The sequence below is a fragment of the Alteromonas confluentis genome (genome assembly GCF_001757105.1).
Classification (GTDB): Bacteria; Pseudomonadota; Gammaproteobacteria; order Enterobacterales; family Alteromonadaceae; genus Alteromonas; species Alteromonas confluentis.
The window spans coordinates 81,908-102,123 of the sequence record NZ_MDHN01000003.1; the positions used below are offsets into that span (position 1 = coordinate 81,908).

Sequence of the window (20,216 nt, forward strand, 5' to 3'; positions counted from 1 at the left end):
GCAATGGAATCCATCAATGAAATGGTCAGCTGCGAGCTGGACCACCGCGGCGTTGCTCGAGTTACGTTGAATAGACCGGATAAACACAACGCGTTTGACGATGTGATGATCAATACGCTTGATCAGATATTTTCGTCCCTCGACGAGGATCACCGGGTTCGGGTGGTTGTGCTTCAATCTAACGGCAAATCCTTCAGCGCGGGAGCCGACGCTGCATGGATGAAACGTATGGCGAATTTTTCCGTTGAAGAAAATCAACGTGACGCACGTTGTTTAGCCACCATGCTAGAAAAACTAAACACGTTGAGTAAGCCCACTATAGCCCGGGTGCAAGGCGCAGCTTTCGGTGGTGCCATCGGCCTCATCGCGTGTTGTGATATGGCAGTAGGCACCAAACTTAGCAAATTTTGTCTCAGTGAAGTGAAAATTGGCCTTATCCCTGCCACCATCAGCCCTTATGTGATTGCCGCCATGGGAGCACGCGTTTGTCGTCGCTATTTTCAAACCGCTGAAATGTTCTCAGCCAGACGTGCTCGGCGTCTTGGTTTGCTCAGCGAGGTGGTAACAGAAGATGAACTGGATGACACCATTGAAGGCTTAATCGTAGCCCTGCTTAACAATGGCCCACAGGCAATGAGCCGCGCCAAATTACTGATCAGCGATATGGCGAACCGCTCAGTTGACGCACAATTTATGGATGAAACCAGCCAGTGCATTGCCGAGATCCGCGTCTCAGACGAAGGTCAGGAAGGACTGACTGCCTTTCTCGAAAAACGTCGTCCGGCTTGGCAGGAGAAAACCGAATGATCACAAAATTACTGATTGCCAACCGTGGCGAAATTGCTTGCCGCGTGATCCGCACAGCCAAAAAGCTGGGCATACGCACCGTAGCGGTTTATTCCACCGCAGATAAGCACGCCCAGCATGTCCAAATGGCCGACGAAGCAGTCTGGATAGGTGAATCACCGTCTCAAAAGAGCTATCTGCGTGGCGAACACATTGTTGAGCTTGCCAGTAAATTAAACGTGGATGCTATTCACCCCGGGTACGGATTTTTGTCTGAAAACGCGGCTTTTGCTGAAAACTGCGCTGCCAAAGGGATTATCTTTGTCGGTCCTCCCGCCGATGCGATCCGTGCAATGGGCTCTAAATCTGCAGCCAAGCAAATTATGCAGCAAGCTGGGGTTCCATTAGTGCCTGGCTATCATGGCGACGATCAACACGAAGCGGTTTTACGAAACGCTGCCGATGAAATGGGATACCCGGTGCTGTTAAAAGCGGCTGCAGGTGGCGGCGGTAAAGGCATGCGTCAGGTTTGGCACGCTGACGAGTTCAGCTCTGCTCTCGCGGCCGCTAAACGAGAAGGGATGGCAAGCTTTAATGACGATGCCATGCTGGTTGAAAAATACCTTACCCAGCCCCGACATGTGGAATTCCAGGTGTTCTGCGATCAACACGGCAACGGTGTTTATCTTTTCGAACGGGATTGTTCACTTCAGCGTCGGCATCAGAAAGTCATTGAAGAAGCCCCAGCACCAGGCATGACAACGGCTTTACGGGAACAAATGGGAGAAGCAGCGCTAAAAGCGGCCCAGGCGATTAACTATGAGGGCGCAGGCACCGTCGAATTTTTGCTGGATGAAGACGGCAGTTTCTATTTTATGGAAATGAACACCCGCCTTCAGGTAGAGCACCCGGTTACCGAAATGATCACCGGTGAAGACCTGGTACATTGGCAATTGCAGGTTGCGGAAGGTAAACCATTACCGAAAAAGCAGCATGAACTAGCTCTCAAGGGTCATGCGTTTGAAGCCCGCATTTATGCTGAAGATCCGGATAAAGGCTTTCTGCCAGCAACGGGCACTTTAAGTACATTATCACCTCCTCACGAATCCCAATACGTTAGAGTCGACACCGGTGTGCAGCAAGGTGATGATGTGTCGGTTTTCTATGATCCTATGATCGCCAAGCTGATCGTTCATGATGAAAACCGTGAATCAGCCCTGCGCAGACTGGCGATTGCCTTGCGTCAATACCAGATTGCAGGTGTCACCACGAACACCGATTATTTACATCGCCTTGCTACGCATCCAGCGTTTGTTGAAGCAAAACTCTCGACCACCTTTATCGATAAGTACGCCGACGATTTAACAGCAGAAACGGAAGTGTCTGATTTCTTATTGGCTGTGATGGCGGTATCCACATTGCTAACAGAGAGTCATCATCCGGCCTCGCCCTGGCAGGCAAACAGTTGGCGCATGAACAGTTGTAAAACGCAGCAGGTCACATTAGCTATCCACGAAAGGCACTATGTTGTATCGGTAACCTGGCCATCGGCTCGACAACCTCAATGGCACATTCATGTGGGTGACCAACGCATAGAATTGGACGCACAGTGGCAGCAAGCCCAACTCGTTGTCTCGCACAACGCAGTGCAGCGCTGCTTCACAGTAGCAAAAGGAGAAACCTGGACGCTATTTTCAGATTCAGCTCCCGTTGTCTATCGGTCGGTTGCACCGGATTTGGGTAACACAGATGACGGTGCGGGCGATCAACATTTCAAAGCACCGATGAATGGCACGGTGGTGGCGTGTCCGGTTACAGTGGGCTCACATGTATCCAAAGGAACCGTTTTGGTGGTCATGGAAGCCATGAAAATGGAACACAACATTACCGCCCCCTGCGATGGCGAAGTCACAGCATTACATTGTTCGGCAGGCAGCATGATTGACGGTGGTGCCATATTGCTGGAGTTTACCGCTGATGACGTTTAACTATCCATCTTCGGTTTCACTGGTAGAGGTAGGCGCCCGCGACGGCTTGCAAAATGAAAAGGCGGAAGTGAGCACAGAACAGAAGGTAACGCTGATATCGTTGCTTGCAGCAAGCGGACTTAAGCGAATTGAAGCAGGCAGTTTTGTGTCTGCTAAGTGGGTGCCGCAAATGGCAGATTCTGCAGACGTGTTCGCCCGTCTTGCTGCGTTTGAGCCTGCCTCGGGCGCTCAGGTAACCTACTCTGCCCTCACGCCTAATGTAAAAGGGCTGGAAGCCGCCCTCAGTGCGGGTGTCAGTGAAGTGGCTATTTTTGGCTCGGCGTCTGAATCGTTCTCACAGAAAAATATCAATTGCAGTATTGATGAGAGTCTTCGACGCTTTGAGCCAGTAGTAAAATTGGCCCACTCAAACCGTATCCGGGTTCGCGGGTATGTTTCCTGCACCCTCGGGTGCCCCTATGAAGGCGACATTGCATCGTCAGATGTGGCCAGGGTAAGCCGACAACTCAGCGAAATGGGCTGTTATGAGGTCGTGATCAGCGACACCATTGGTACCGGCACACCGGTTAAAACCGCTAGGGTGCTTGATGCCGTCATGCAACACGTTCCGGTAAATCAACTTGCCGTACACTTTCATGATACCTACGGACAAGCACTGGCTAACATACACACAGCCTTGCAACTCGGGGTAAGTTCCATCGACAGCGCCATAGCAGGACTTGGCGGTTGTCCTTATGCCAAAGGCGCGAGTGGCAATGTGGCCACAGAAGATGTGTTGTATATGCTTGATGGCATGGGCATTAAAACGGGTATCGACCTGTCGGCCTTACTTGAAGCGAGCCTATACATCAGTGACGTGATAGGTCGCCTGCCCCAGAGTAAAGTGGCAATCGCATTACGCGGTGGTTAGCTGTTTTGTGCTTTCTCACCGGGCAGGATACCGGTGAGCAAGATGCCTATAAACAGAAAGCCTGCCATGATGTACACCACACTGAATGCCAATACCGAAGACAAGTACGCATACAGTGCGCCGAACACCAGTAGAATAATGCCAATGGCGGTGTTGGAAAATGCCACTAGTTCGGTGCGTTGCTGCCCTTCCCTCACGTCCAGGCTATAGGTTTTCCGCCCTGTTCTTACGCCGGTATGCGCAACGGACAAAATGAAAAATAGCAATGCGGAAACCCAGACTGTGGATGCTCCAATAAACAGCAACGCGCAAACCGCAACTAACGCTAACGTACCCGCAAACTGCAGGGTTGTTCTCGCACTTTTGTCAGCAATTTTTCCCCAGATGATGGAAGAAAGCATGGTTGCACCGGCTTGCGCAGCCAGATATAGCGGGAGTAATGTTGTGGCATCGCTTTCACTTTCCAGCATAAAGTAAGGAGCAATTAAAGCCGAATGAACAAATAACCCGCGAACCAAAATGAAACGGTACACGACGTTGTCGAATTGCCAGAAACGGGTTTTATCCTCTTTGTCGGTGGAAGATGTGTCTGTGTCTATGCGGGTTTTCACTGGAAACAAAATGAACAAGCCAACGATAAAGGCAACCAGGGCGAGTAGAATGATCACGGTGGTGGCTAGCTGCCCGAGCTGATCTTTATAAAACACCAACGGTACAGCCAATAGCAAGGTTAAGGTGCCCGATATTGTTGAGGCAATACCGAGCAAATGTCCACGTTCGCCTTTAGCCGCTACATCGGCTTCGATGTCTTTTACCGTAAGGGAACAGGCTGAACGCCCTAAACTCAAAATACACAGAGCCGCCATTACCGTGGCACCCGCCATCACCCCATCGAGTAGCAAAGCGGTTGCCAATATGAGCGCAACTCCAGAAGCCTGAATAATCATGCCTACGCGCCAAATCACATGCCGGGCAGGAAATCGCCGCAGTATTAAGCCAACCGCAGCCTGCGGCAGCAGCGCACCTGACTCTCTAAGCGGTACTAACCAGCTTATCATCCAGTCAGGCGCACCTAACGAAAGCAAGAGCGCTGGCAGTGTGGTTTTAGCAGATATGAGTAAGTCAGCCAGTTTTGTACTGGCCAGGGAAGAAATGAGTCGTTTCTTGTTAGAATTTGCCACGATGGAGTGTTGCTTTGCCTGGTCGTAGCGTAACTATAACCAGGCAACGGGAAGAAAAGAAATACGTCCTTGGTCGCTATTTTGGGTTTACCCTCAGCTTCGGTTCTCAACCACCGTTTTCAGGTTTTCTAAACCGAGTTCAAAATCGGGGCCAATCATTCCGTCTATCATCAGGCTCATATAACGATTAACCGGGTTCATGCCTAAATCCCCGCTATCAGACCACGTGACCAGCGTGCCTTGATCAGTGTCTGTCAGTTTTATTACCCCTGTGGATGACATTTCGTAATCGGGGAAATACAAATGATAAATAATTTCCCGATTATGCTTTAGAGACACGATCTCCATTTCACCGTTACCTTGCGATTCACTTTCCCAGGATGTTTGCATACCAATTGCACGGTCTGGCCCGCTGAAAGATACTGCCATATTAGGGTCGCGCATAAACCAGACAGCCCATTGTGGCCAGGATTTCAGGTTGACTATATTGGGATAAATCTTATCTGCAGAGGCATTAATGGTAATTTCTCGTTGCACCTGGTAGTTAGACGGCAGGATAAAACCCACAGCAACAAACAGCGCAACGATAGCAACACAGGTAATAAGTATCTTTTTCAACCAAGCCATCGTTAATCCTTGAGTCTTTTTATTAATAGCAAATATATAACACCTGATTAACATTTGCAGTAAAAATGTCGTTAAACTGGTCGATATCCACTGAACGTCAGTAATAAGCTAGTCGACAAATACCTAAATATAAAGATAAAACAGGAGCAACATACGGGCTTCGATAAATCTCACATTGGCGTTGAAATTTATCTTGTGTAATATGAGGTTAACATCAACGGATACGTTACCAACTCAATTGGTGACATTAAGCATTAGTCTTACCGGCACAGCCGTATCGTGCTGACAAAATGGAGAACAAACATGGCTGATAACAGTTCACGCTATATCAGTAATCTGACTCGCGATACCTATGCATTGATTTTGGCTGGTGGTAAAGGGTCAAGACTGCATGAACTGACAACCTGGCGCGCTAAACCCGCTTTGTATTTTGGTGGAAAATTTCGAATCATCGACTTTCCACTGTCCAACTGTGTTAATTCAGGGATCCGTCGAATTGGTGTTGTAACGCAATACAAATCGCACTCGTTAATTCGCCACCTGGTGCGTGGCTGGGGTCACTTCAAGAAAGAACTGGGCGAATCCATTGAAATTCTGCCAGCGTCGCAACGTTTTTCAGATAATTGGTACGAAGGTACTGCCGATGCCGTGTTCCAGAATATCGATATCATCCGCGATGAACTACCCAAGTATGTAATGATACTGTCAGGCGATCATATTTATCGTATGGACTATGGTCCCATGCTTGCCCGTCACGTGGAAAGTGGCGCTAAAATGACGGTTTCCTGTATGTCTGTACCGTTGCAGGAAGCCGCGGGGGCATTTGGCGTAATGACCGTTGATGAAGATATGCGCATTCACGGGTTTACCGAGAAGCCAGCTGAACCAGCGCCGCTGCCAAACGATCCTAGCCGCTGTCTGGCATCGATGGGTAATTATATTTTCGATACCGAGTTCTTATTTGAAGAATTACGCCGTGATGCAGAAACATCGGGCTCACAACGCGACTTCGGTAAAGATATCATTCCCTCAATTATCAAAGACCATAAGGTAATCGCCTACCCGTTCGAAACGTCGAACGATGAGCAAGCCTATTGGCGTGATGTGGGTACTATTGATTCGTTCTGGGAAGCCAACATGGAAATGGTCGCGCCTGTTCCTCAACTGAATCTTTACGATCGTAAATGGCCAATTTGGACCTATCAGGAACAACTCCCTCCTGCCAAATTCGTTTGGGACGAAGATGGCCGCCGTGGTGAAGCGATAAATTCAGTGGTGTCTGGTGGATGCATTATTTCAGGCTCGACATTGCGCAGAAGCCTGTGTTTCTCAAACGTACGATTACATTCATACAGTACCATTGAGGAAGCGGTGATTCTGCCTGACGTAGAAGTCATGCGTAATTGTCGTCTCAAAAAAGTCGTGATCGATCGCGGTTGTGTGGTGCCTGAAGGAACGGTCATTGGTTATAACCATGACGAAGACCGCGCCCGGGGCTTCCGCGTATCAGAGAAAGGGGTTGTGTTAGTTACCCGCGAAATGCTGGGTATGCCCGTGGGCAGCCTTAACGGCTAACGCTTTATCCAGCCTTTCAACGTGGCCGTGATCAACGCGGCCACGCCTTCAGGATCTTCGAGTGGAAACATATGCCCACCGGCATACATTTTAACCTCAATACCATTATCTTTAGCGAACCGGGCTCTATCTGCTGAAGAAGAAACATGAGAGTCCGTTCCGCCAACCAGCAACCCCGGACACTTCAGTTTCCCGGCAAACTTTTTCAAGTTATGGGGAAAATGGCGGAAGATATCAGCTTCAACCTGATTACTGAACGTTAATCTGCGCATCGCTCCTTCAACACGGGTGGCACTGTTCACATAATCTCGAATACAACGTTTATCCATAGTGCGGAACAGTTTTTTAGCCGCGAAGTAGCCCTCAATATCGTCCTCTTTGTGCCATTGTGTCCGTCTGATCCTGGCCAGTTTCGAGGGTGTTATGTTGTCCATTAAATTAAACCATTTTGCCGATTGCACCACATACCGTTTAACTCCATAAACCAGGGGTGGATCTAGCATAATGACGCCTTTTACCCACTCTGGATGTCGGCATGCGGTTAAAAACGACACCACAGCACCAAACGAATGCCCCACCAGCCACACGGGCTCATCAACATCACATCTGTCGAGATAATGGATTAACTCATCGACCTGATACATCCAGTTTTGTGACACGGGAAATTCCACACAATGACCGAATTGTGGATTGGCAAGGATTTGCCAGCTTTCGGGTAACCGGTTAAACATCGTTTTGTATGTGGCCGCCGGAAAACCATTCGCGTGAGCAAAATGAATAATAGTCATGTAAAACGAATAACCCCTTTTTATGATTGGAAGGTCTGACACTTTTTGCTAGCATACAGCAAACTCATCCGACCAGAAAGATTATGCACGTAGATGAACTTCTTATCCAACCGGAAATGACTGCCCTGAGTGATAACCAATGGCAAACCGATGAATTAACCATTCCTTCTGACTGGGCCCAGGGAAGAACGGCGTTCGGCGGCATCTCCGCCGGGATGATATATCAGGCAATCAGTACTCAGGTTCACGATAATCGCGTTCTACGTTCTTACACTACGAATTTTGTCGGCCCCCTAGCCCTTAACGAACCTTTTCGCATTGTGGTGACCAGCCTGCGGACAGGTAAAAATGTGTCCCAATTTACCGGCGAAATCATTCAAAATAATGCCGTTTGCGTATTTGTTCAGGCCTGCTTCGGTACGGCGCGACAATCTGGAATAAGTGTCACCAATACAGATAAACACGATATGCCAATGCCAACTAAGGCTAAATTTATCCCGCAAATTCCAAAGGTTACCCCGAAGTTCTTCCGTCATTTTGACTTGGCTATTAATGCCGGTGGTATGCCATTTACCCGAAAAGATACAAGTTTCTATCATGGTTTCATGCGATTCACGCAGCCACCGCAGGTGATCACTGACGCGCACCTTATCACCATGATCGATGCCTGGCCCCCTACACTATTGCAAATGCTACGCTGGCCCGCACCGGCGAGTACCGTAAGTTGGAATCTGGAATTTATCCATCCGCACAAAACGGTTTCCGGGCACGACTGGTTTGCGTATCAGGTACATACCCGTCAGGCCGCAGATGGATATGGCCATACGGAAGCGACTATTTGGAACAGTAACAATGACGTGGTGGCATTAAGTAGACAAACCGTGGCAGTGTTCGACTAGCCACGGCTTGCAAGAAATGTATAAGAAGGCAAAACCCTCAATAAACGATAAATGAATTAGGGTTGAATAACGACATTACACTGATGCATTGTAAGTTGGTAATATCCAATGCATCTTCTAAATCTTGTTGCTCAAATGACAACCGGTCATAAAGTTCTGGGGTTAAGTTGTGGTAGCTCGGGAAAACTTCGGGGTTCACATTGTCCAGTGCCAGCACGTAGCTAAGCTGAAGAATGAGGGTGTCTTTATCCATCACACCGCTGTCGGTATCGTGGATTAATGACACCGGACGATAAATAGTATCGGGAATACCCCACCGTTGTACCAACGCAGCAGATAACTCTGCGTAGGTAAAACCTAGTATGGCGGTTTGCAATTCAGCCGGGCTCACTCTGGCATTGAATGCCAAACAGCGCGTCGCTTCCTGCGGCATTTCATCCACAACAACCAACTCCCCGAGATTATGCAGTAAGCCGCAAACAAACAGCCGCTCAGGCTCTCTAACCCTTTTCGCTTCAGCAAAATATTTAGCCAGAAGCGCGCAACTTACACTTTGTTCCCAGAATTTATCTAAATCGATGACTTTTGAATTCACTTCTTTGAACGCATAAGTGATGCCATATGCCAGCGCCAAATCATAGGCCGAGCGTGTACCAATAACCTGTAACGCTTTGCTAATGGTTTCAATTTTATTGGGGAATCGATAGAGGGCACTGTTAGCCACTTTGAGCATTTGTGACGTGAGTCCGGGGTCGAAGGCAATGATCTCAGCAATATCGTCAATGCTTGCCGCCTGGTCATCCATACATTCTTTAAGCCGGGTCACGGCATCTGGTAACACGAAAATGTTGCAGGCTTTATCAGCGATCTCTTGTGCATTCATATGAGCACTACTCCGTAAACCATGTTCATACCATCTAAGATGACGCATCCATTACGTCACACTACCTTTTTATATAGGCTAAATAATGACAACCTGCCAATAAACTCTGTTGTTTCAGTAAATCAGAATTTGCCAGAACAGAGGAAAAAACGGCGGAAATTTCGTCTACCGATAGCAGAAAACGACATGTCAGTCGTTCATTAGTGCGCTACCAGCAGCATCCTCATTTAGCATCTGATAATATTCTTCAAAAAGTTTTATAAAGAGACGCTAAATGTCACAGCACCACGCTCCCCTCCATAAGCATGATCAACGCAAAATCGTAATCATCGGTTTTGTCTGGCCAGAGCCAAATTCTTCTGCAGCAGGCCAAAATATGGTGGGGCTGATCAACAGTTTTCTAAAAGCAAACTGGCAAGTGACTTTTATGTCTGCTGCAACGCCTTCTGAACAGGGGGTCGACCTTGCTCAGTTGGGGGTGCATTCTGAAGCAATATCATTGAATTGTAGCAGCTTCGATGAACGTATTGCTGTCATTCACCCAGATGTGGTGATATTTGATCGCTTTATGACTGAAGAACAATTTGCTTCACGGGTGCGCTCTGCATGTCCGTCTGCAATGCGTATTTTGAACACTGAAGACTTGCATAGTCTTCGGCATTTACGACATCAACAAGTTCGCGATGGTGAAGCCACGGAAATGCCCACAGCGAGTGTAAGCAATGATCATACACTACGGGAAATTGCTGCTATTTTACGCAGTGACCTAACACTGATCATTTCCTCTGAAGAGTTGCAGCATTTGCTGGCGCACTACCCTGTTACCGCATCTCAACTTCACCATGTTCCGCTTTTTACTAGCAAGATTTCTACCCCTTTGCCTGACTTCCAACAGCGACAACACTTTGTCTTTATTGGTAACTTTCGTCACGCCCCGAATTGGGATGCGGTGTTACAACTTCAACAAATATGGCCTGGCATCAAAAAGCAGCTTCCGCACGCTGAACTAAACATTTTTGGCGCCTATCCGCCCAAAAAAGCCATGGCGATGGACAATCCTTCAAAGGGATTCAGAGTACGTGGTTGGGCAGCGAGTGCAGAAGATGAAATTGCCAAGCACCGCGTTATGTTGGCTCCGCTGCGCTTCGGTGCCGGGGTAAAAGGCAAGTTAGTAACAGCGATGCAATGTGGTACCCCGTCGGTCACTTCAAGTATTGGCGCAGAAGGTCTTGGTGATGATAAGCACTGGCCTGGTATGGTTACACATAACCTCGATGACTTTATCAATGCCGCTGTCGCTTTGTATACTGATCCCAACCTATGGCAACAGTGCAGTGATACAGGCCAAGCGAGTTACAAGCAACAGTTTGACGATGCGTTACACGGTCAGAAGTTGACTGCATTGGTTGAAACACGCCTTAGCGACCTTGAACAATGGCGACAACAACAGTTCCTCCAATCATTACTTTGGCATCAGACACTGCGTGCAACCCAGTATATGACCCAGTGGATTGAAGCGAAAAATTCTACCTCACCGCCTTCATCCTAAGCCTGAGCTTAAAATTACGCACGATTTTTAATCAGGTTGCTATGCTTATACAATTAGCCCGCTTAGGAGGCAAAATGATTAAACTTATTCTTGTATCTTTTTCTCTGCTCATTTCCATGAGCACATTTGCCAACCAGCAATATACGTCTGGGCCGCAATTTTGTCATGGCGTCGGTCAGGCGGTTGGCATGATTCAATATGGTCGTGCCACGGGCGTAGAAGACAGCGAAAATGAAGCAGTGCAATTTATAGACGCATTGTCGGTGCAAACCAAAACCAATTTACTCGCGTCTGTCGATCAGTTTATCCGTTCGTCATCGCCTCTGCCCTCGGCATGGACAAGAATACTTTTTACTCACGCTTGCATGTCCAATTATGCTGAGGATCTTGAGCAAATAAAACGCATATCGCGACGAGTACCGTATCAATGTGACGTTAAAAAACCGGATGTCGCCTGCTTGAAAGGGGTTGTGAACAGAATGGCTGAGAATCAGATCATCTAATTTCAGCCAGCCTGTTAGTGACGTGTCGTATACCGCTGGTTCGCGATTCACTCAGATAACGCGCCATGCCTAATGATGTAAGATAAGCCTCGTAGTCCGTTTCATCCTGATCGTTCTGACTATTGGCTTTTTCTAACAATACTGCCAACACACCTCGAATAATTTTCGAATCAGACCAAGCCATCACACCCGAATCGCTTTTCGCTATCCACACATCGCTTAGGCACCCGCCAACTTTATTTTCAGCAGTCCGAAATGATTCGATCAATACTGGCAAGGACTTACTTGCCAGCATGATTTCACGCATAGTGGTATCCCAGCCTCGCGCTGTCGCCACTTTGCTGGCCAGTGGTAGTGATATCTTATCCACTACTTCGCTTCTTCCTCTAAGCTCTGTTTCAATTCTTCAGCAGTCATGAAGATACCGGCATCCTCTTGGCTTAGTGGAAAGACACAAATACCCGTTTGGTTGGCTTGCAACCCCGGTAACCAGGTATTTAAAAACTCCGACAGTGCCACTTGTTCCGGGGTAACATCACTTTGTGCCGCCACATCCCAGGTCATCACTAAATCTGCGTGAGGCCACACAGGGAGAATGATGTCATCGCCGTTTTCTATCATCACGAAACCGTTGGCGCCTTTTGCAAGCCATACCGCCTGGGCTTTTGTTACATATTGAAGCAGTAATGCAAGTCTTTCTTCAGCAGAAAGTGACGTAGATTGTTTGACAACGATGTCTGCAAGTTTGTCTGAAATTGTCTCTGGAAACATAGGTGTTTTACACTGATTTAAATAGAATTTACGGTAATTATACTGCGAGTCGGTACGCGAAACTAATACTAACTTTAGCGTCTCCGTGCTATTCTATTTTCCTAATTGGAAAGGAAAACTATTCATGGATTCTGCATATTGCATCCAATCCCCCGGCAACAACGTTTTAATGCCTCTTGAAGAAGAGCAATTTCGCGAACTCAAGCGTGCTAAAAAACGACTGTCCTCGGCATATGCAATTCGCCATAAGTTTCGCCTGATAAAAACAAACTACGCCCTCATCGCTAACTCTCTAAAGTCGTTGGGTTATTCTTATCTTACAGAACTCACCTCTGAACAAAGACAAGACATTAAAAATCAAGTTAATGCCAATGTCAGCAATTATATTCTGAGTGCCAGAACATTCACGGCACAATTAAAGCGTCATGTTCAAGCCTGTTTGCCTCAGGATCGTGTGGAAGTGAATCGTTTAACCCGACGTATGGAAATTGAATATCAACGTTCTTTTGCTTACCGGTTTATCGATAGTTTGTACGACTATATTTCCTATTATGGCATCAGTGTTCACAGTGTTGATGTGTCGGGCAAACTGTCGCTTAATAATACAGACGAGCGCGTATACGAAATCAAGGCGTACATTGAGCGCGCTTACCTTGGTGGCCCGACGGATTTCAGGGCATCGGTACTCAAAGAAATGCCAGCTCGGGTTGAACTTATAGAGTTACTTGATGCTTACATGGAAAGTTTGGGGCGAATCTATGATTTAGCCTGTAAAATAACCGATGAAGCAACCGAGCAAAGTCAGCTATTGTTGAGAGAATTTCTTAACGTATTTGAAGGGGTAAACGGTACCCGTGCTGACAATCTTTTCGTAGTGCATTCTATCGGCGATTCCCCGGATAAAATTTATGACTCCTTCCCTATCTCCATGTATTCCGCGCAAGCTGAAGTCTACGACAATAACCCCTAGGAATTATCCGGATGGAATTTACCGCTAATACGCCGATAAGTCGCTCATTTCCGGATGGTTACGAAACACTGTATCGCGTTTCCTATAATTACCGGTCGTTTGCCTTATTATTGGATGCATTGGCAGTAAAATCCATAGGGAACAAATCGGTGGAACTCGTTTTGCCCTGGTGTATTTACAGAAGCGAGGGAGAGGAAATCGATATTCATGTTCTTAGGCTTATCGACTATGCAATAGCGCTGCTTCACGAACTAAACGAAAAAATAAATCACTTACAGAGCAAAGTCTATTTGCTTGATTTAGACATTAATCGATGTGTTTTCAGAATTGCCACAGAACAACCGCAAGCAGTGATAACCACACTGCAAAGTATGCCTTGCCCTGAAGTGTTTAATTTACCGCAAATAAAAACAGACACGAGCAATCCAACGGATATTAGGCAGCAGTTTATTGGCTAAGCAGCTGCACACTTACTAGGCGTGCTGCTTATGGTCTGGTGATATCCGTTTGATGATCTCAGTCAGCGCTCTTGGGCGGTCGTGAAAGTACCCTTGCAGTAAATCGGCTCCCATTTTTCTTGCAAACACATCATGCTCAAATGTCTCGATACCCTCAAACACAACTTGTTTGCCGAGCTTTTTGTTCATCGTCACCAAAGATTCAACCAATACCTGCATTTGCGGATTCTCGGATTTCACCAACCAGGAATTGTCGAACTTGATCATGGTGGCCTCGTTATCCGTCAATTCTGACAGCGCCACCAAACCGTGACCAAAATCGTCGAGCGCCACAGCAAATCCATATTGTCGCAATGTGTTTATTAGCCTAATGGTTGTAGATGAAACAATGGAACGTTCAGAAATCTCAATAACGATACATGAAGGCTCAATATTATAGTCTTCAAAAAATGTGACAAACTGTTCAATCAATGAGGGCGAGCTTAATTGCGACGGTGACACATTGATGTGAATTTTAATGTGAGCAAGATTATTGGCTTCTAGCAGACTACACGCGATGCACACCTCGCGAAGCATTTTTAAACCAAGCGGGGTAATTAACCCGGTTTCTTCTGCCACGGAGATAAAGGTTTTTGGTGCTACGTCTTTCACGTCCTTTCCATGCCAGCGACAGAGCGCTTCCAGCGCGACAATTTCCCCTTTTGCATCCACCAAGGGCTGGAACAGCGCAAAAAACTCATGGTTCTTAATGGCTCGGAACAAGCGCTGTTCTATGAGTAAGCGATATTCAATGGCCGTTTCCTGACTTTCAGAATATTTTACGGTTTGATTTTTACCCTGTTTTTTGGCTTCGTACATGGCAATATCGGCACGCTTAAGTAATTCTTCCGGCGTATCGTTATCGTTAAGATCAGCGATGCCGATACTGGCTGTGACAGTTAGCGTAATACCCTGACAAATATACGGCTTACTCAGACTCTCCAGAATTCTTTCCGTGAGCTGATGCACATCGCTGCTTTCCTGTATCAAAATGACAAACTCATCACCGCCGTGTCGGATAAGTGAATCTGTTTCACGTAATTCTGATTTTAGGCGTTTGGCACACGCGATAAGTAAAGCGTCACCAATTTCGTGACCGTAACGGTCGTTTATCTGCTTAAAACCGTCGAGATCGATGAAGACAAGGGATTGAATGAAATCTGCGAAATGCGCTTCTTCGAGCAGCAATTTCATATAATTTCGATTACCCACATTGGTAAGCGGGTCACGAAATGCGAGCGCTTCTAATTTTTTTTCTGCCCTGGCCAAGTCAGTGATATCAGAAACGGTGAGCACAAATTGCTGTTCTTCACTGTCGCGCTGCAAACAAGACATGGTGATAAATGCAGGAAACAAATCATTGTCCTGGTTTCGAAGCGCAATTTTGTGTCGATAAACTTTATTCTGCTCCGACATTTTAAGACAAGCTTCGAAGTGACTTGGCAGCACGCCGAAATCCGTGATCAGTTTACCCAACAACTGCGCAGGCTCCTGACAAAACAACTTGCCGAGAGAGCGGTTGGCATCATTTATCCGAAAATGCTTATCGACAATCGCGACACCTTCAGAAAGTTGATCGAGTATGATGCTCGAAAGATGATGGCGCTTCTCAACACGCCCCCTGTCACCTTTTCTATCAGAGCCATCAAACTGGTTATTAAGCATAACCCCTACGTCGTTAACGTGACTTAGTTTCTGTTCGATTTCAAAACGTTTTAATGCCGTTTCGCAGCTTACCTTTATGGTTTTTGTATCAAAAGGTTTAACAATGTAGCCATAAGGCGACGTTTCTAACGCCTGCTCTAAAGTGGTGTCGTCAGAAAAAGACGTTGTGTATACAATGGGCAAGGTGTGTTTTTGGTTTATTTGCCTGACAGCTTCAATACCATTGCCACCATCAGCGAGATGGATATCCATGAGGATAAGTTCAGGGCTGAATTCATCTGTCATGGCTATCGCTTGTTCTTCAGAACGCGCCAGACCAACCACTTGTGCCCCAAGGGTGGTTAGCTCTCTAGCCAGGTAAGTCGCAGCAATGGTGGTATCTTCGACGACAAGAACGCGCTTATTCTCAATTAAACTCATAATGTTTCCTGTCGGTGCCTCATTTCAGTTACCACTTCGCCATTCCCTACTCTTTTTAATTCCATTAAAACTATGATCAGTTATCTATTTGATCATTCAACAACTGGGCCAATGTAAACTTCAGGTCCTGATCGGCTATCGGTTTAGTGAGTACCGGCACAGAAACCAAATCATCAGGAATAACGATATCTTCACCATAGCCGCTTACTATCATTAACGGCACATGCTGCTGTAATAACTCCCTGATGAGTTCAAAACTTGTCTCTTTACCAAGGTGAATATCCATAACGGCTAAACCGATTTGCCGCCCCGCGACTATCCTTCTCGCCGCATCGGTGCTACCAGAAACACACACATTGGGTATGCCAATACTTTTCAGCTTTTTCTGCATATCCAGTGCAATCACCAGGCTGTCTTCTACCACCAATGCGGATTCTGGTAGTGAGCTCAAGGTTTGATTATCTTCGCTAGGCTGATTATTTAATTGCTCATCAACAGATTGAGTATTAACGACCAAATATCGGTTGGGGATCATCAGCGTTGCTGACACACCGGCAGGATGAAAATTGATGTCCACATCGCCCTCAAGCTCATGAGGGATAACACTTCGAATCATTGTCATGCCAAAGCTTTCATGGGCGGGAGGCGACACTGGCGGTCCACCGCTTTCGCACCATGTGATCACCAAATCAGGCCCCCGATTGAGTGACCAGCTAATTCGGACACAGCCTTTTTCGCCAGAAGCTGACAGCGCGCCATATTTAGCGGCATTGGTAAACATCTCGTGAATCACCAACACCAAGGGTGTCGCAGCATAAGGAGATATCAGTACATCTTCACCATCAAGCTCAATGTTATTATCCAGATTAATATAAGCTTGAATTTCTGTTTCCAATAACTTGCGAAAGGAAACTTCAGACCATTCAGATGCCGTGAGTTGGTCGTGCGCTGACGCCAGTGCCACAAGACGACCGGTAAGTACTTCAACAAAATCACCTAGCGAACGGCCGCTTTGCTCCGTTTGAACCACTATCGCGTTAACCAGATTTAAAATATTACGAACCCGGTGATTCAATTCTGAAATAAGGATTTCGTGCTTTTGTGATGCCTGCTGACGGATGGCTTCTCGCTCCTGTACATGACGAATCATGACTTCCAGCAATGTCACCCTAAGCGATTCAGCATCGGTAATCACTTGTTCCTGCCATTGTGCGCAACTGTCAGTGTGGGTTTGCTGCCAGATTTCAAAGCTGGTACGAGGTAATAATCGACTTCCGTTTGGCCCCAAAGAAACCGGCTTTTCTGGATTTCCGGCCCAATTTACCGTGCGCGTTTGCGGTTCGCGGAAGAATAATAAATAGTCCCTGGGGCTTTTCGAAACCGGCACGGCCAGCACGCCAGCCACGTTATGATCTTCGGTGACATAACCGGGTAAAAAAACCGCAAGGGTATCGATTGCTGCAACTTCGCTCGGCGCCAGTGCATTGAGACTGCGAGATAATTTTTTCAGCATATCAGCGTTAAGGCAAAGTCCTTCACTGCGTACTTCGCCATCTACAATTACTGCTATACCGTGGCAGCTAACCAAGTCTCTAATAACCCTGAATTGCGCGGCAACGCTGTCTACCAGCGACTCCGATGTGGACATGGTAGACATAATGCGATTATGGACATGACGAACACGATCGCGCTCAAGCTCGTTTTCAGCCATTAACTTTGATGAAAGCTCCAACGCAAACACCTCGGCGAATAATTCCAGTTCAGTTCGCTGAAAATAGCTGGGCACTTTGGGTTTGTAATGGTGACACGCAAATAAGCCCCACAGCTTTCCTTTCACAATAATTGAAACTGACATGGATGCCTGAACGCCCATATTTTTTAAATACTCAATGTGAATCGGCGAGACGGCCCGTAAAGTAGAAAATGACAAATCAATTTGCCTATCTAATGACGGCACCTTTGGCAATATGGGTACGACTTCGTCATCCACATCGGCAATAACCCGCAAAAGGTTTTTCACGTAAAGTGCCCTGGCCTGTTTAGGTATATCCGAGGCTGGATAACGCAAGCCAACAAAGGGTTCCAACTGAAAGTTTTTACTCTCAGCCACCACTTCACCAGAACCATCAGGAAGGAAACGATACATCATTACCCGGTCGTACCCGGTAATTAACTGCAGCTGCTGGGTAACCTGTTCAATTAAATCGTTACTGTCTTTTGCTCTGTAGAATTGGGTAAGCAGTGAACGTACGAACTGTTCATCTTTCGCCCGTTCTGCTTTTATTTCTTCAAATTCAACAATTATGTACTGACCGTTGTGGTGAACGGAAATATCCACAGGCATGCCAGTCGAAATCACTTTTTCATCGAACAGACGCTCGTTTCTTCCGGTGATCATGGCAGATTGTAATGCTGAGCGAATATGATGTACGGTGGTACGGTCGAACCAGGTTTTCAGTGGCTCACCAATAACCTCGTCTACACTTTTTCCCAGGTACGCTTCGACGTTTTCTGAACAAAATGCCACCAGCCAGTCGGCTCGCATAGCAATAAAACAACCGAAAGATTGAATATTACCGAGGAGATGGATAGGCTCTCTGTCACAGTTTGTCAGATCGACATCTTCATTTAGGTAGGTAGAGTTGTTCATGTCTGCTCGTTTGCCGAACTTTTTGTCTGACTTACACGTTAGTTACCATTACAAGTTAATCAGAACTTTAGATCAAGTCATTGATGAATATAGACAATCTTTTTCAAACACTCCGGCAGCAAACCGGACAGGCGCATCGAAATCTGGAAGCAACCTATCCGTTTAACCAGCACATGCGCTCAACGAGCTTTAATGCGCAAGCCTATGCCCGGTCACTGCATGTGCTAAAAGCGTTTCACCTTGCTGCGGTTCAACCTATTGCGCTGCTACCAGCGCAGATCACGAAACTTATCGACGACGAGCATGTTCTTAGTGCTTTAAACACTGATATAGCCATCTTGCCTTCGAATAGTGATGAGCTGCCTGTTTTTAGTATAGACAACAAAAATGCCCCTGCAGAGACAGCCATTGCTTTTAGCTATGTATGGATGGGTTCGTCGATGGGTGGCAGCATTATCAGTAAATGGTTGCAGAAACATCATCCGGAATTACCCGTGAATTATTATCTCAGTATGGCGGGAGCGGGTTCGCAATGGGAAGCTTATAAAGCCTCAACGCTCGAATATGCCCGAGAGACGAATGTTGATGTAGCGGTGTGCGCTGCAGAAGCAGTAAAGGTATTTGAAGGCATTATTCAGGCTGCGTCATGCTATCAAGCCGACAATTCACCTTCTAATTGATCTGTAGTGGCATTTTTGCCAGTCAGAATGAATTAAAATAAATTAACAAGTAGAGTTTCAATGAAAGTAGTATCGTTCAATATTAACGGGATCCGTGCTCGCCTACACCAGCTTGCAGCACTCATCGAAAAGCATCAGCCAGATGTCATTGGTCTGCAAGAAATAAAAGTGCATAACGAGCAATTTCCGGTGGCCGATGTAGAAGCCCTGGGTTATCACGTTTTTTTCCATGGGCAGAAAAGTCACTACGGCGTGGCAATGCTGACAAAAAACGCGCCCACAGATGTGCAGTACGGTTTTCCGTCTGATGATGAAGATGCCCAGCGTCGCATGATCATGGTAACGCTAACCGGGAAAGACGGTAAGCCGGTGCGTATTTTAAACGGGTACTTCCCCCAAGGGGAGAACGAGAAACACGAAACTAAATATCCAGCAAAGCGTAAGTTTTATGCCGATTTAATGGGTTACCTGGATGCTGATGTTACCGCAGACGATAACATTATTATCATGGGCGATTTAAACATTTCACCTGCCGACATCGACATCGGTATTGGTGAGGACAACAGAAAACGCTGGCTGAGAACCGGTAAGTGTTCGTTCTTACCGGAAGAACGTGAGTGGATCCAAAAGCTTTACGATTGGGGTCTTACTGACAGTTTCCGCGCTCAGCATCCGGATACTGACGACCAGTTTAGCTGGTTTGATTATCGCTCGAAGGGCTTTAACGATAACCGAGGATTGCGCATAGACCACATCCTCGGTACGGCAACGGTACACAGTACGTTAACTGAAACCGGCATTGACTACGAACTGCGTGGCATCGAAAAACCATCTGACCACGCGCCGATATGGGCGGTGTACGACATATAACATG

At 46.8% G+C, this 20,216-nt stretch carries 19 protein-coding genes; 11 read left to right on the forward strand and 8 right to left on the reverse strand.

From position 1 onward, the window contains the following. The first annotated feature begins 3 nt into the window (after nucleotides 1-3). The 3 genes from BFC18_RS00730 to BFC18_RS00740 are packed head-to-tail and all read left to right on the forward strand — an operon-like array spanning nucleotide 4 to nucleotide 3,684. Nucleotides 4-807 (forward strand): enoyl-CoA hydratase/isomerase family protein, encoded by an 804-nt coding sequence (locus tag BFC18_RS00730; RefSeq protein WP_070123276.1) that lies wholly within the window; start codon nucleotides 4-6, stop codon nucleotides 805-807. Then, nucleotides 804-2,774, forward strand: a complete 1,971-nt coding sequence (locus BFC18_RS00735; RefSeq protein WP_070123277.1) for an acetyl/propionyl/methylcrotonyl-CoA carboxylase subunit alpha — start codon at nucleotides 804-806, stop codon at nucleotides 2,772-2,774. Before BFC18_RS00730 ends, BFC18_RS00735 begins: the two co-directional genes overlap by 4 nt. After that, nucleotides 2,764-3,684 (forward strand): hydroxymethylglutaryl-CoA lyase, encoded by a 921-nt coding sequence (locus BFC18_RS00740; protein ID WP_070123278.1) that lies wholly within the window; start codon nucleotides 2,764-2,766, stop codon nucleotides 3,682-3,684. The genes BFC18_RS00735 and BFC18_RS00740 overlap by 11 nt, the downstream gene beginning before the upstream one ends. Here the strand turns inward: BFC18_RS00740 and BFC18_RS00745 are convergent. Together BFC18_RS00745 and BFC18_RS00750 are read right to left on the reverse strand one after the other, a co-directional pair. After that, a complete protein-coding gene (locus tag BFC18_RS00745; protein ID WP_070123279.1) occupies nucleotides 3,681-4,865 on the reverse strand; it encodes an MFS transporter in 1,185 nt (394 codons plus the stop codon). The two genes, BFC18_RS00740 and BFC18_RS00745, sit on opposite strands and share 4 nt — an antisense overlap. A 93-nt stretch (nucleotides 4,866-4,958) precedes the next feature. After that, a complete protein-coding gene (locus BFC18_RS00750) occupies nucleotides 4,959-5,492 on the reverse strand; it encodes an SRPBCC family protein (protein ID WP_070123280.1) in 534 nt (177 codons plus the stop codon). Nucleotides 5,493-5,795: 303 nt separating this feature from the next. Between BFC18_RS00750 and glgC the strand changes: the two genes are divergently transcribed. Then, on the forward strand, nucleotides 5,796-7,067 hold the full coding sequence (gene glgC, locus BFC18_RS00755) for a glucose-1-phosphate adenylyltransferase (RefSeq protein ID WP_070123281.1): 1,272 nt from the start codon (nucleotides 5,796-5,798) through the stop codon (nucleotides 7,065-7,067). On the opposite strand, the gene BFC18_RS00760 is transcribed toward glgC, so the two are convergent. Further along, complete coding sequence (locus tag BFC18_RS00760; protein ID WP_070123282.1) at nucleotides 7,064-7,855, reverse strand: alpha/beta fold hydrolase; 792 nt, start codon at nucleotides 7,853-7,855, stop codon at nucleotides 7,064-7,066. The two genes, glgC and BFC18_RS00760, sit on opposite strands and share 4 nt — an antisense overlap. An 83-nt stretch (nucleotides 7,856-7,938) precedes the next feature. Here BFC18_RS00760 and BFC18_RS00765 point away from each other — a divergent pair, with 83 nt between their 5' ends. Then, nucleotides 7,939-8,754: an acyl-CoA thioesterase gene (locus BFC18_RS00765; RefSeq protein ID WP_070123283.1), complete on the forward strand. Its 816-nt coding sequence runs from the start codon at nucleotides 7,939-7,941 to the stop codon at nucleotides 8,752-8,754. Nucleotides 8,755-8,791: 37 nt separating this feature from the next. Here the strand turns inward: BFC18_RS00765 and BFC18_RS00770 are convergent, their stop codons facing one another. Then, a complete protein-coding gene (locus BFC18_RS00770; RefSeq protein WP_070123284.1) occupies nucleotides 8,792-9,637 on the reverse strand; it encodes an HDOD domain-containing protein in 846 nt (281 codons plus the stop codon). A gap of 274 nt (nucleotides 9,638-9,911) precedes the next feature. Between BFC18_RS00770 and BFC18_RS00775 the strand changes: the two genes are divergently transcribed. Together BFC18_RS00775 and BFC18_RS00780 are read left to right on the forward strand one after the other, a co-directional pair. After that, nucleotides 9,912-11,186 carry a glycosyltransferase family 4 protein gene (locus BFC18_RS00775; RefSeq protein WP_070123285.1) on the forward strand — a complete coding sequence of 425 codons (1,275 nt, stop codon included), beginning with the start codon at nucleotides 9,912-9,914 and terminating at the stop codon, nucleotides 11,184-11,186. Nucleotides 11,187-11,260: 74 nt separating this feature from the next. Continuing rightward, on the forward strand, nucleotides 11,261-11,689 hold the full coding sequence (locus tag BFC18_RS00780) for a hypothetical protein (RefSeq protein ID WP_070123286.1): 429 nt from the start codon (nucleotides 11,261-11,263) through the stop codon (nucleotides 11,687-11,689). On the opposite strand, the gene BFC18_RS00785 is transcribed toward BFC18_RS00780, so the two are convergent. Both BFC18_RS00785 and BFC18_RS00790 read right to left on the reverse strand, forming a co-directional pair. Further along, nucleotides 11,682-12,059, reverse strand: a complete 378-nt coding sequence (locus BFC18_RS00785; protein ID WP_070123287.1) for a SufE family protein — start codon at nucleotides 12,057-12,059, stop codon at nucleotides 11,682-11,684. The two genes, BFC18_RS00780 and BFC18_RS00785, sit on opposite strands and share 8 nt — an antisense overlap. Beyond that, a complete protein-coding gene (locus BFC18_RS00790; protein WP_070123288.1) occupies nucleotides 12,059-12,460 on the reverse strand; it encodes a DUF2750 domain-containing protein in 402 nt (133 codons plus the stop codon). The genes BFC18_RS00785 and BFC18_RS00790 overlap by 1 nt, the downstream gene beginning before the upstream one ends. 124 nt (nucleotides 12,461-12,584) lie before the next feature. Here BFC18_RS00790 and BFC18_RS00795 point away from each other — a divergent pair, with 124 nt between their 5' ends. Both BFC18_RS00795 and BFC18_RS00800 read left to right on the forward strand, forming a co-directional pair. Then, nucleotides 12,585-13,430, forward strand: a complete 846-nt coding sequence (locus BFC18_RS00795; RefSeq protein WP_070123289.1) for a hypothetical protein — start codon at nucleotides 12,585-12,587, stop codon at nucleotides 13,428-13,430. A gap of 11 nt (nucleotides 13,431-13,441) precedes the next feature. Continuing rightward, nucleotides 13,442-13,888, forward strand: a complete 447-nt coding sequence (locus tag BFC18_RS00800) for a hypothetical protein (protein WP_070123290.1) — start codon at nucleotides 13,442-13,444, stop codon at nucleotides 13,886-13,888. Nucleotides 13,889-13,903: 15 nt separating this feature from the next. Here BFC18_RS00800 and BFC18_RS00805 read toward each other — a convergent pair whose 3' ends face one another. Beyond that, nucleotides 13,904-16,012 (reverse strand): two-component system response regulator, encoded by a 2,109-nt coding sequence (locus tag BFC18_RS00805; RefSeq protein ID WP_070123291.1) that lies wholly within the window; start codon nucleotides 16,010-16,012, stop codon nucleotides 13,904-13,906. A 76-nt stretch (nucleotides 16,013-16,088) separates the two neighbouring features. Continuing rightward, nucleotides 16,089-18,662: an HWE histidine kinase domain-containing protein gene (locus BFC18_RS00810; protein WP_070123292.1), complete on the reverse strand. Its 2,574-nt coding sequence runs from the start codon at nucleotides 18,660-18,662 to the stop codon at nucleotides 16,089-16,091. A gap of 83 nt (nucleotides 18,663-18,745) precedes the next feature. On the opposite strand from BFC18_RS00810, the gene BFC18_RS00815 reads away from it, so the two are divergent. After that, nucleotides 18,746-19,342, forward strand: a complete 597-nt coding sequence (locus tag BFC18_RS00815) for a heme oxygenase-like domain-containing protein (RefSeq protein ID WP_070123293.1) — start codon at nucleotides 18,746-18,748, stop codon at nucleotides 19,340-19,342. Nucleotides 19,343-19,402: 60 nt separating this feature from the next. Continuing rightward, complete coding sequence (gene xthA, locus BFC18_RS00820) at nucleotides 19,403-20,212, forward strand: exodeoxyribonuclease III (protein ID WP_070123294.1); 810 nt, start codon at nucleotides 19,403-19,405, stop codon at nucleotides 20,210-20,212. Nucleotides 20,213-20,216: the final 4 nt, after the last annotated feature.

What these genes read in the sequence shown, in the direction of transcription:
- BFC18_RS00815 (WP_070123293.1), top strand. Translation starts at nt 18,746, where the DNA reads ATGAATATAGACAATCTTTTTCAAACACTCCGGCAGCAAACCGGACAG.
- BFC18_RS00780 (WP_070123286.1), top strand. Translation starts at nt 11,261, where the DNA reads ATGATTAAACTTATTCTTGTATCTTTTTCTCTGCTCATTTCCATGAGC.
- BFC18_RS00775 (WP_070123285.1), top strand. Translation starts at nt 9,912, where the DNA reads ATGTCACAGCACCACGCTCCCCTCCATAAGCATGATCAACGCAAAATC.
- BFC18_RS00740 (WP_070123278.1), top strand. Translation starts at nt 2,764, where the DNA reads ATGACGTTTAACTATCCATCTTCGGTTTCACTGGTAGAGGTAGGCGCC.
- BFC18_RS00805 (WP_070123291.1), bottom strand. Translation starts at nt 16,012, where the DNA reads ATGAGTTTAATTGAGAATAAGCGCGTTCTTGTCGTCGAAGATACCACC.
- BFC18_RS00810 (WP_070123292.1), bottom strand. Translation starts at nt 18,662, where the DNA reads ATGAACAACTCTACCTACCTAAATGAAGATGTCGATCTGACAAACTGT.
- BFC18_RS00790 (WP_070123288.1), bottom strand. Translation starts at nt 12,460, where the DNA reads ATGTTTCCAGAGACAATTTCAGACAAACTTGCAGACATCGTTGTCAAA.
- glgC (WP_070123281.1), top strand. Translation starts at nt 5,796, where the DNA reads ATGGCTGATAACAGTTCACGCTATATCAGTAATCTGACTCGCGATACC.
- BFC18_RS00735 (WP_070123277.1), top strand. Translation starts at nt 804, where the DNA reads ATGATCACAAAATTACTGATTGCCAACCGTGGCGAAATTGCTTGCCGC.
- BFC18_RS00730 (WP_070123276.1), top strand. Translation starts at nt 4, where the DNA reads ATGGAATCCATCAATGAAATGGTCAGCTGCGAGCTGGACCACCGCGGC.
- BFC18_RS00750 (WP_070123280.1), bottom strand. Translation starts at nt 5,492, where the DNA reads ATGGCTTGGTTGAAAAAGATACTTATTACCTGTGTTGCTATCGTTGCG.
- BFC18_RS00765 (WP_070123283.1), top strand. Translation starts at nt 7,939, where the DNA reads ATGCACGTAGATGAACTTCTTATCCAACCGGAAATGACTGCCCTGAGT.
- BFC18_RS00760 (WP_070123282.1), bottom strand. Translation starts at nt 7,855, where the DNA reads ATGACTATTATTCATTTTGCTCACGCGAATGGTTTTCCGGCGGCCACA.
- BFC18_RS00770 (WP_070123284.1), bottom strand. Translation starts at nt 9,637, where the DNA reads ATGAATGCACAAGAGATCGCTGATAAAGCCTGCAACATTTTCGTGTTA.
- xthA (WP_070123294.1), top strand. Translation starts at nt 19,403, where the DNA reads ATGAAAGTAGTATCGTTCAATATTAACGGGATCCGTGCTCGCCTACAC.
- BFC18_RS00800 (WP_070123290.1), top strand. Translation starts at nt 13,442, where the DNA reads ATGGAATTTACCGCTAATACGCCGATAAGTCGCTCATTTCCGGATGGT.
- BFC18_RS00795 (WP_070123289.1), top strand. Translation starts at nt 12,585, where the DNA reads ATGGATTCTGCATATTGCATCCAATCCCCCGGCAACAACGTTTTAATG.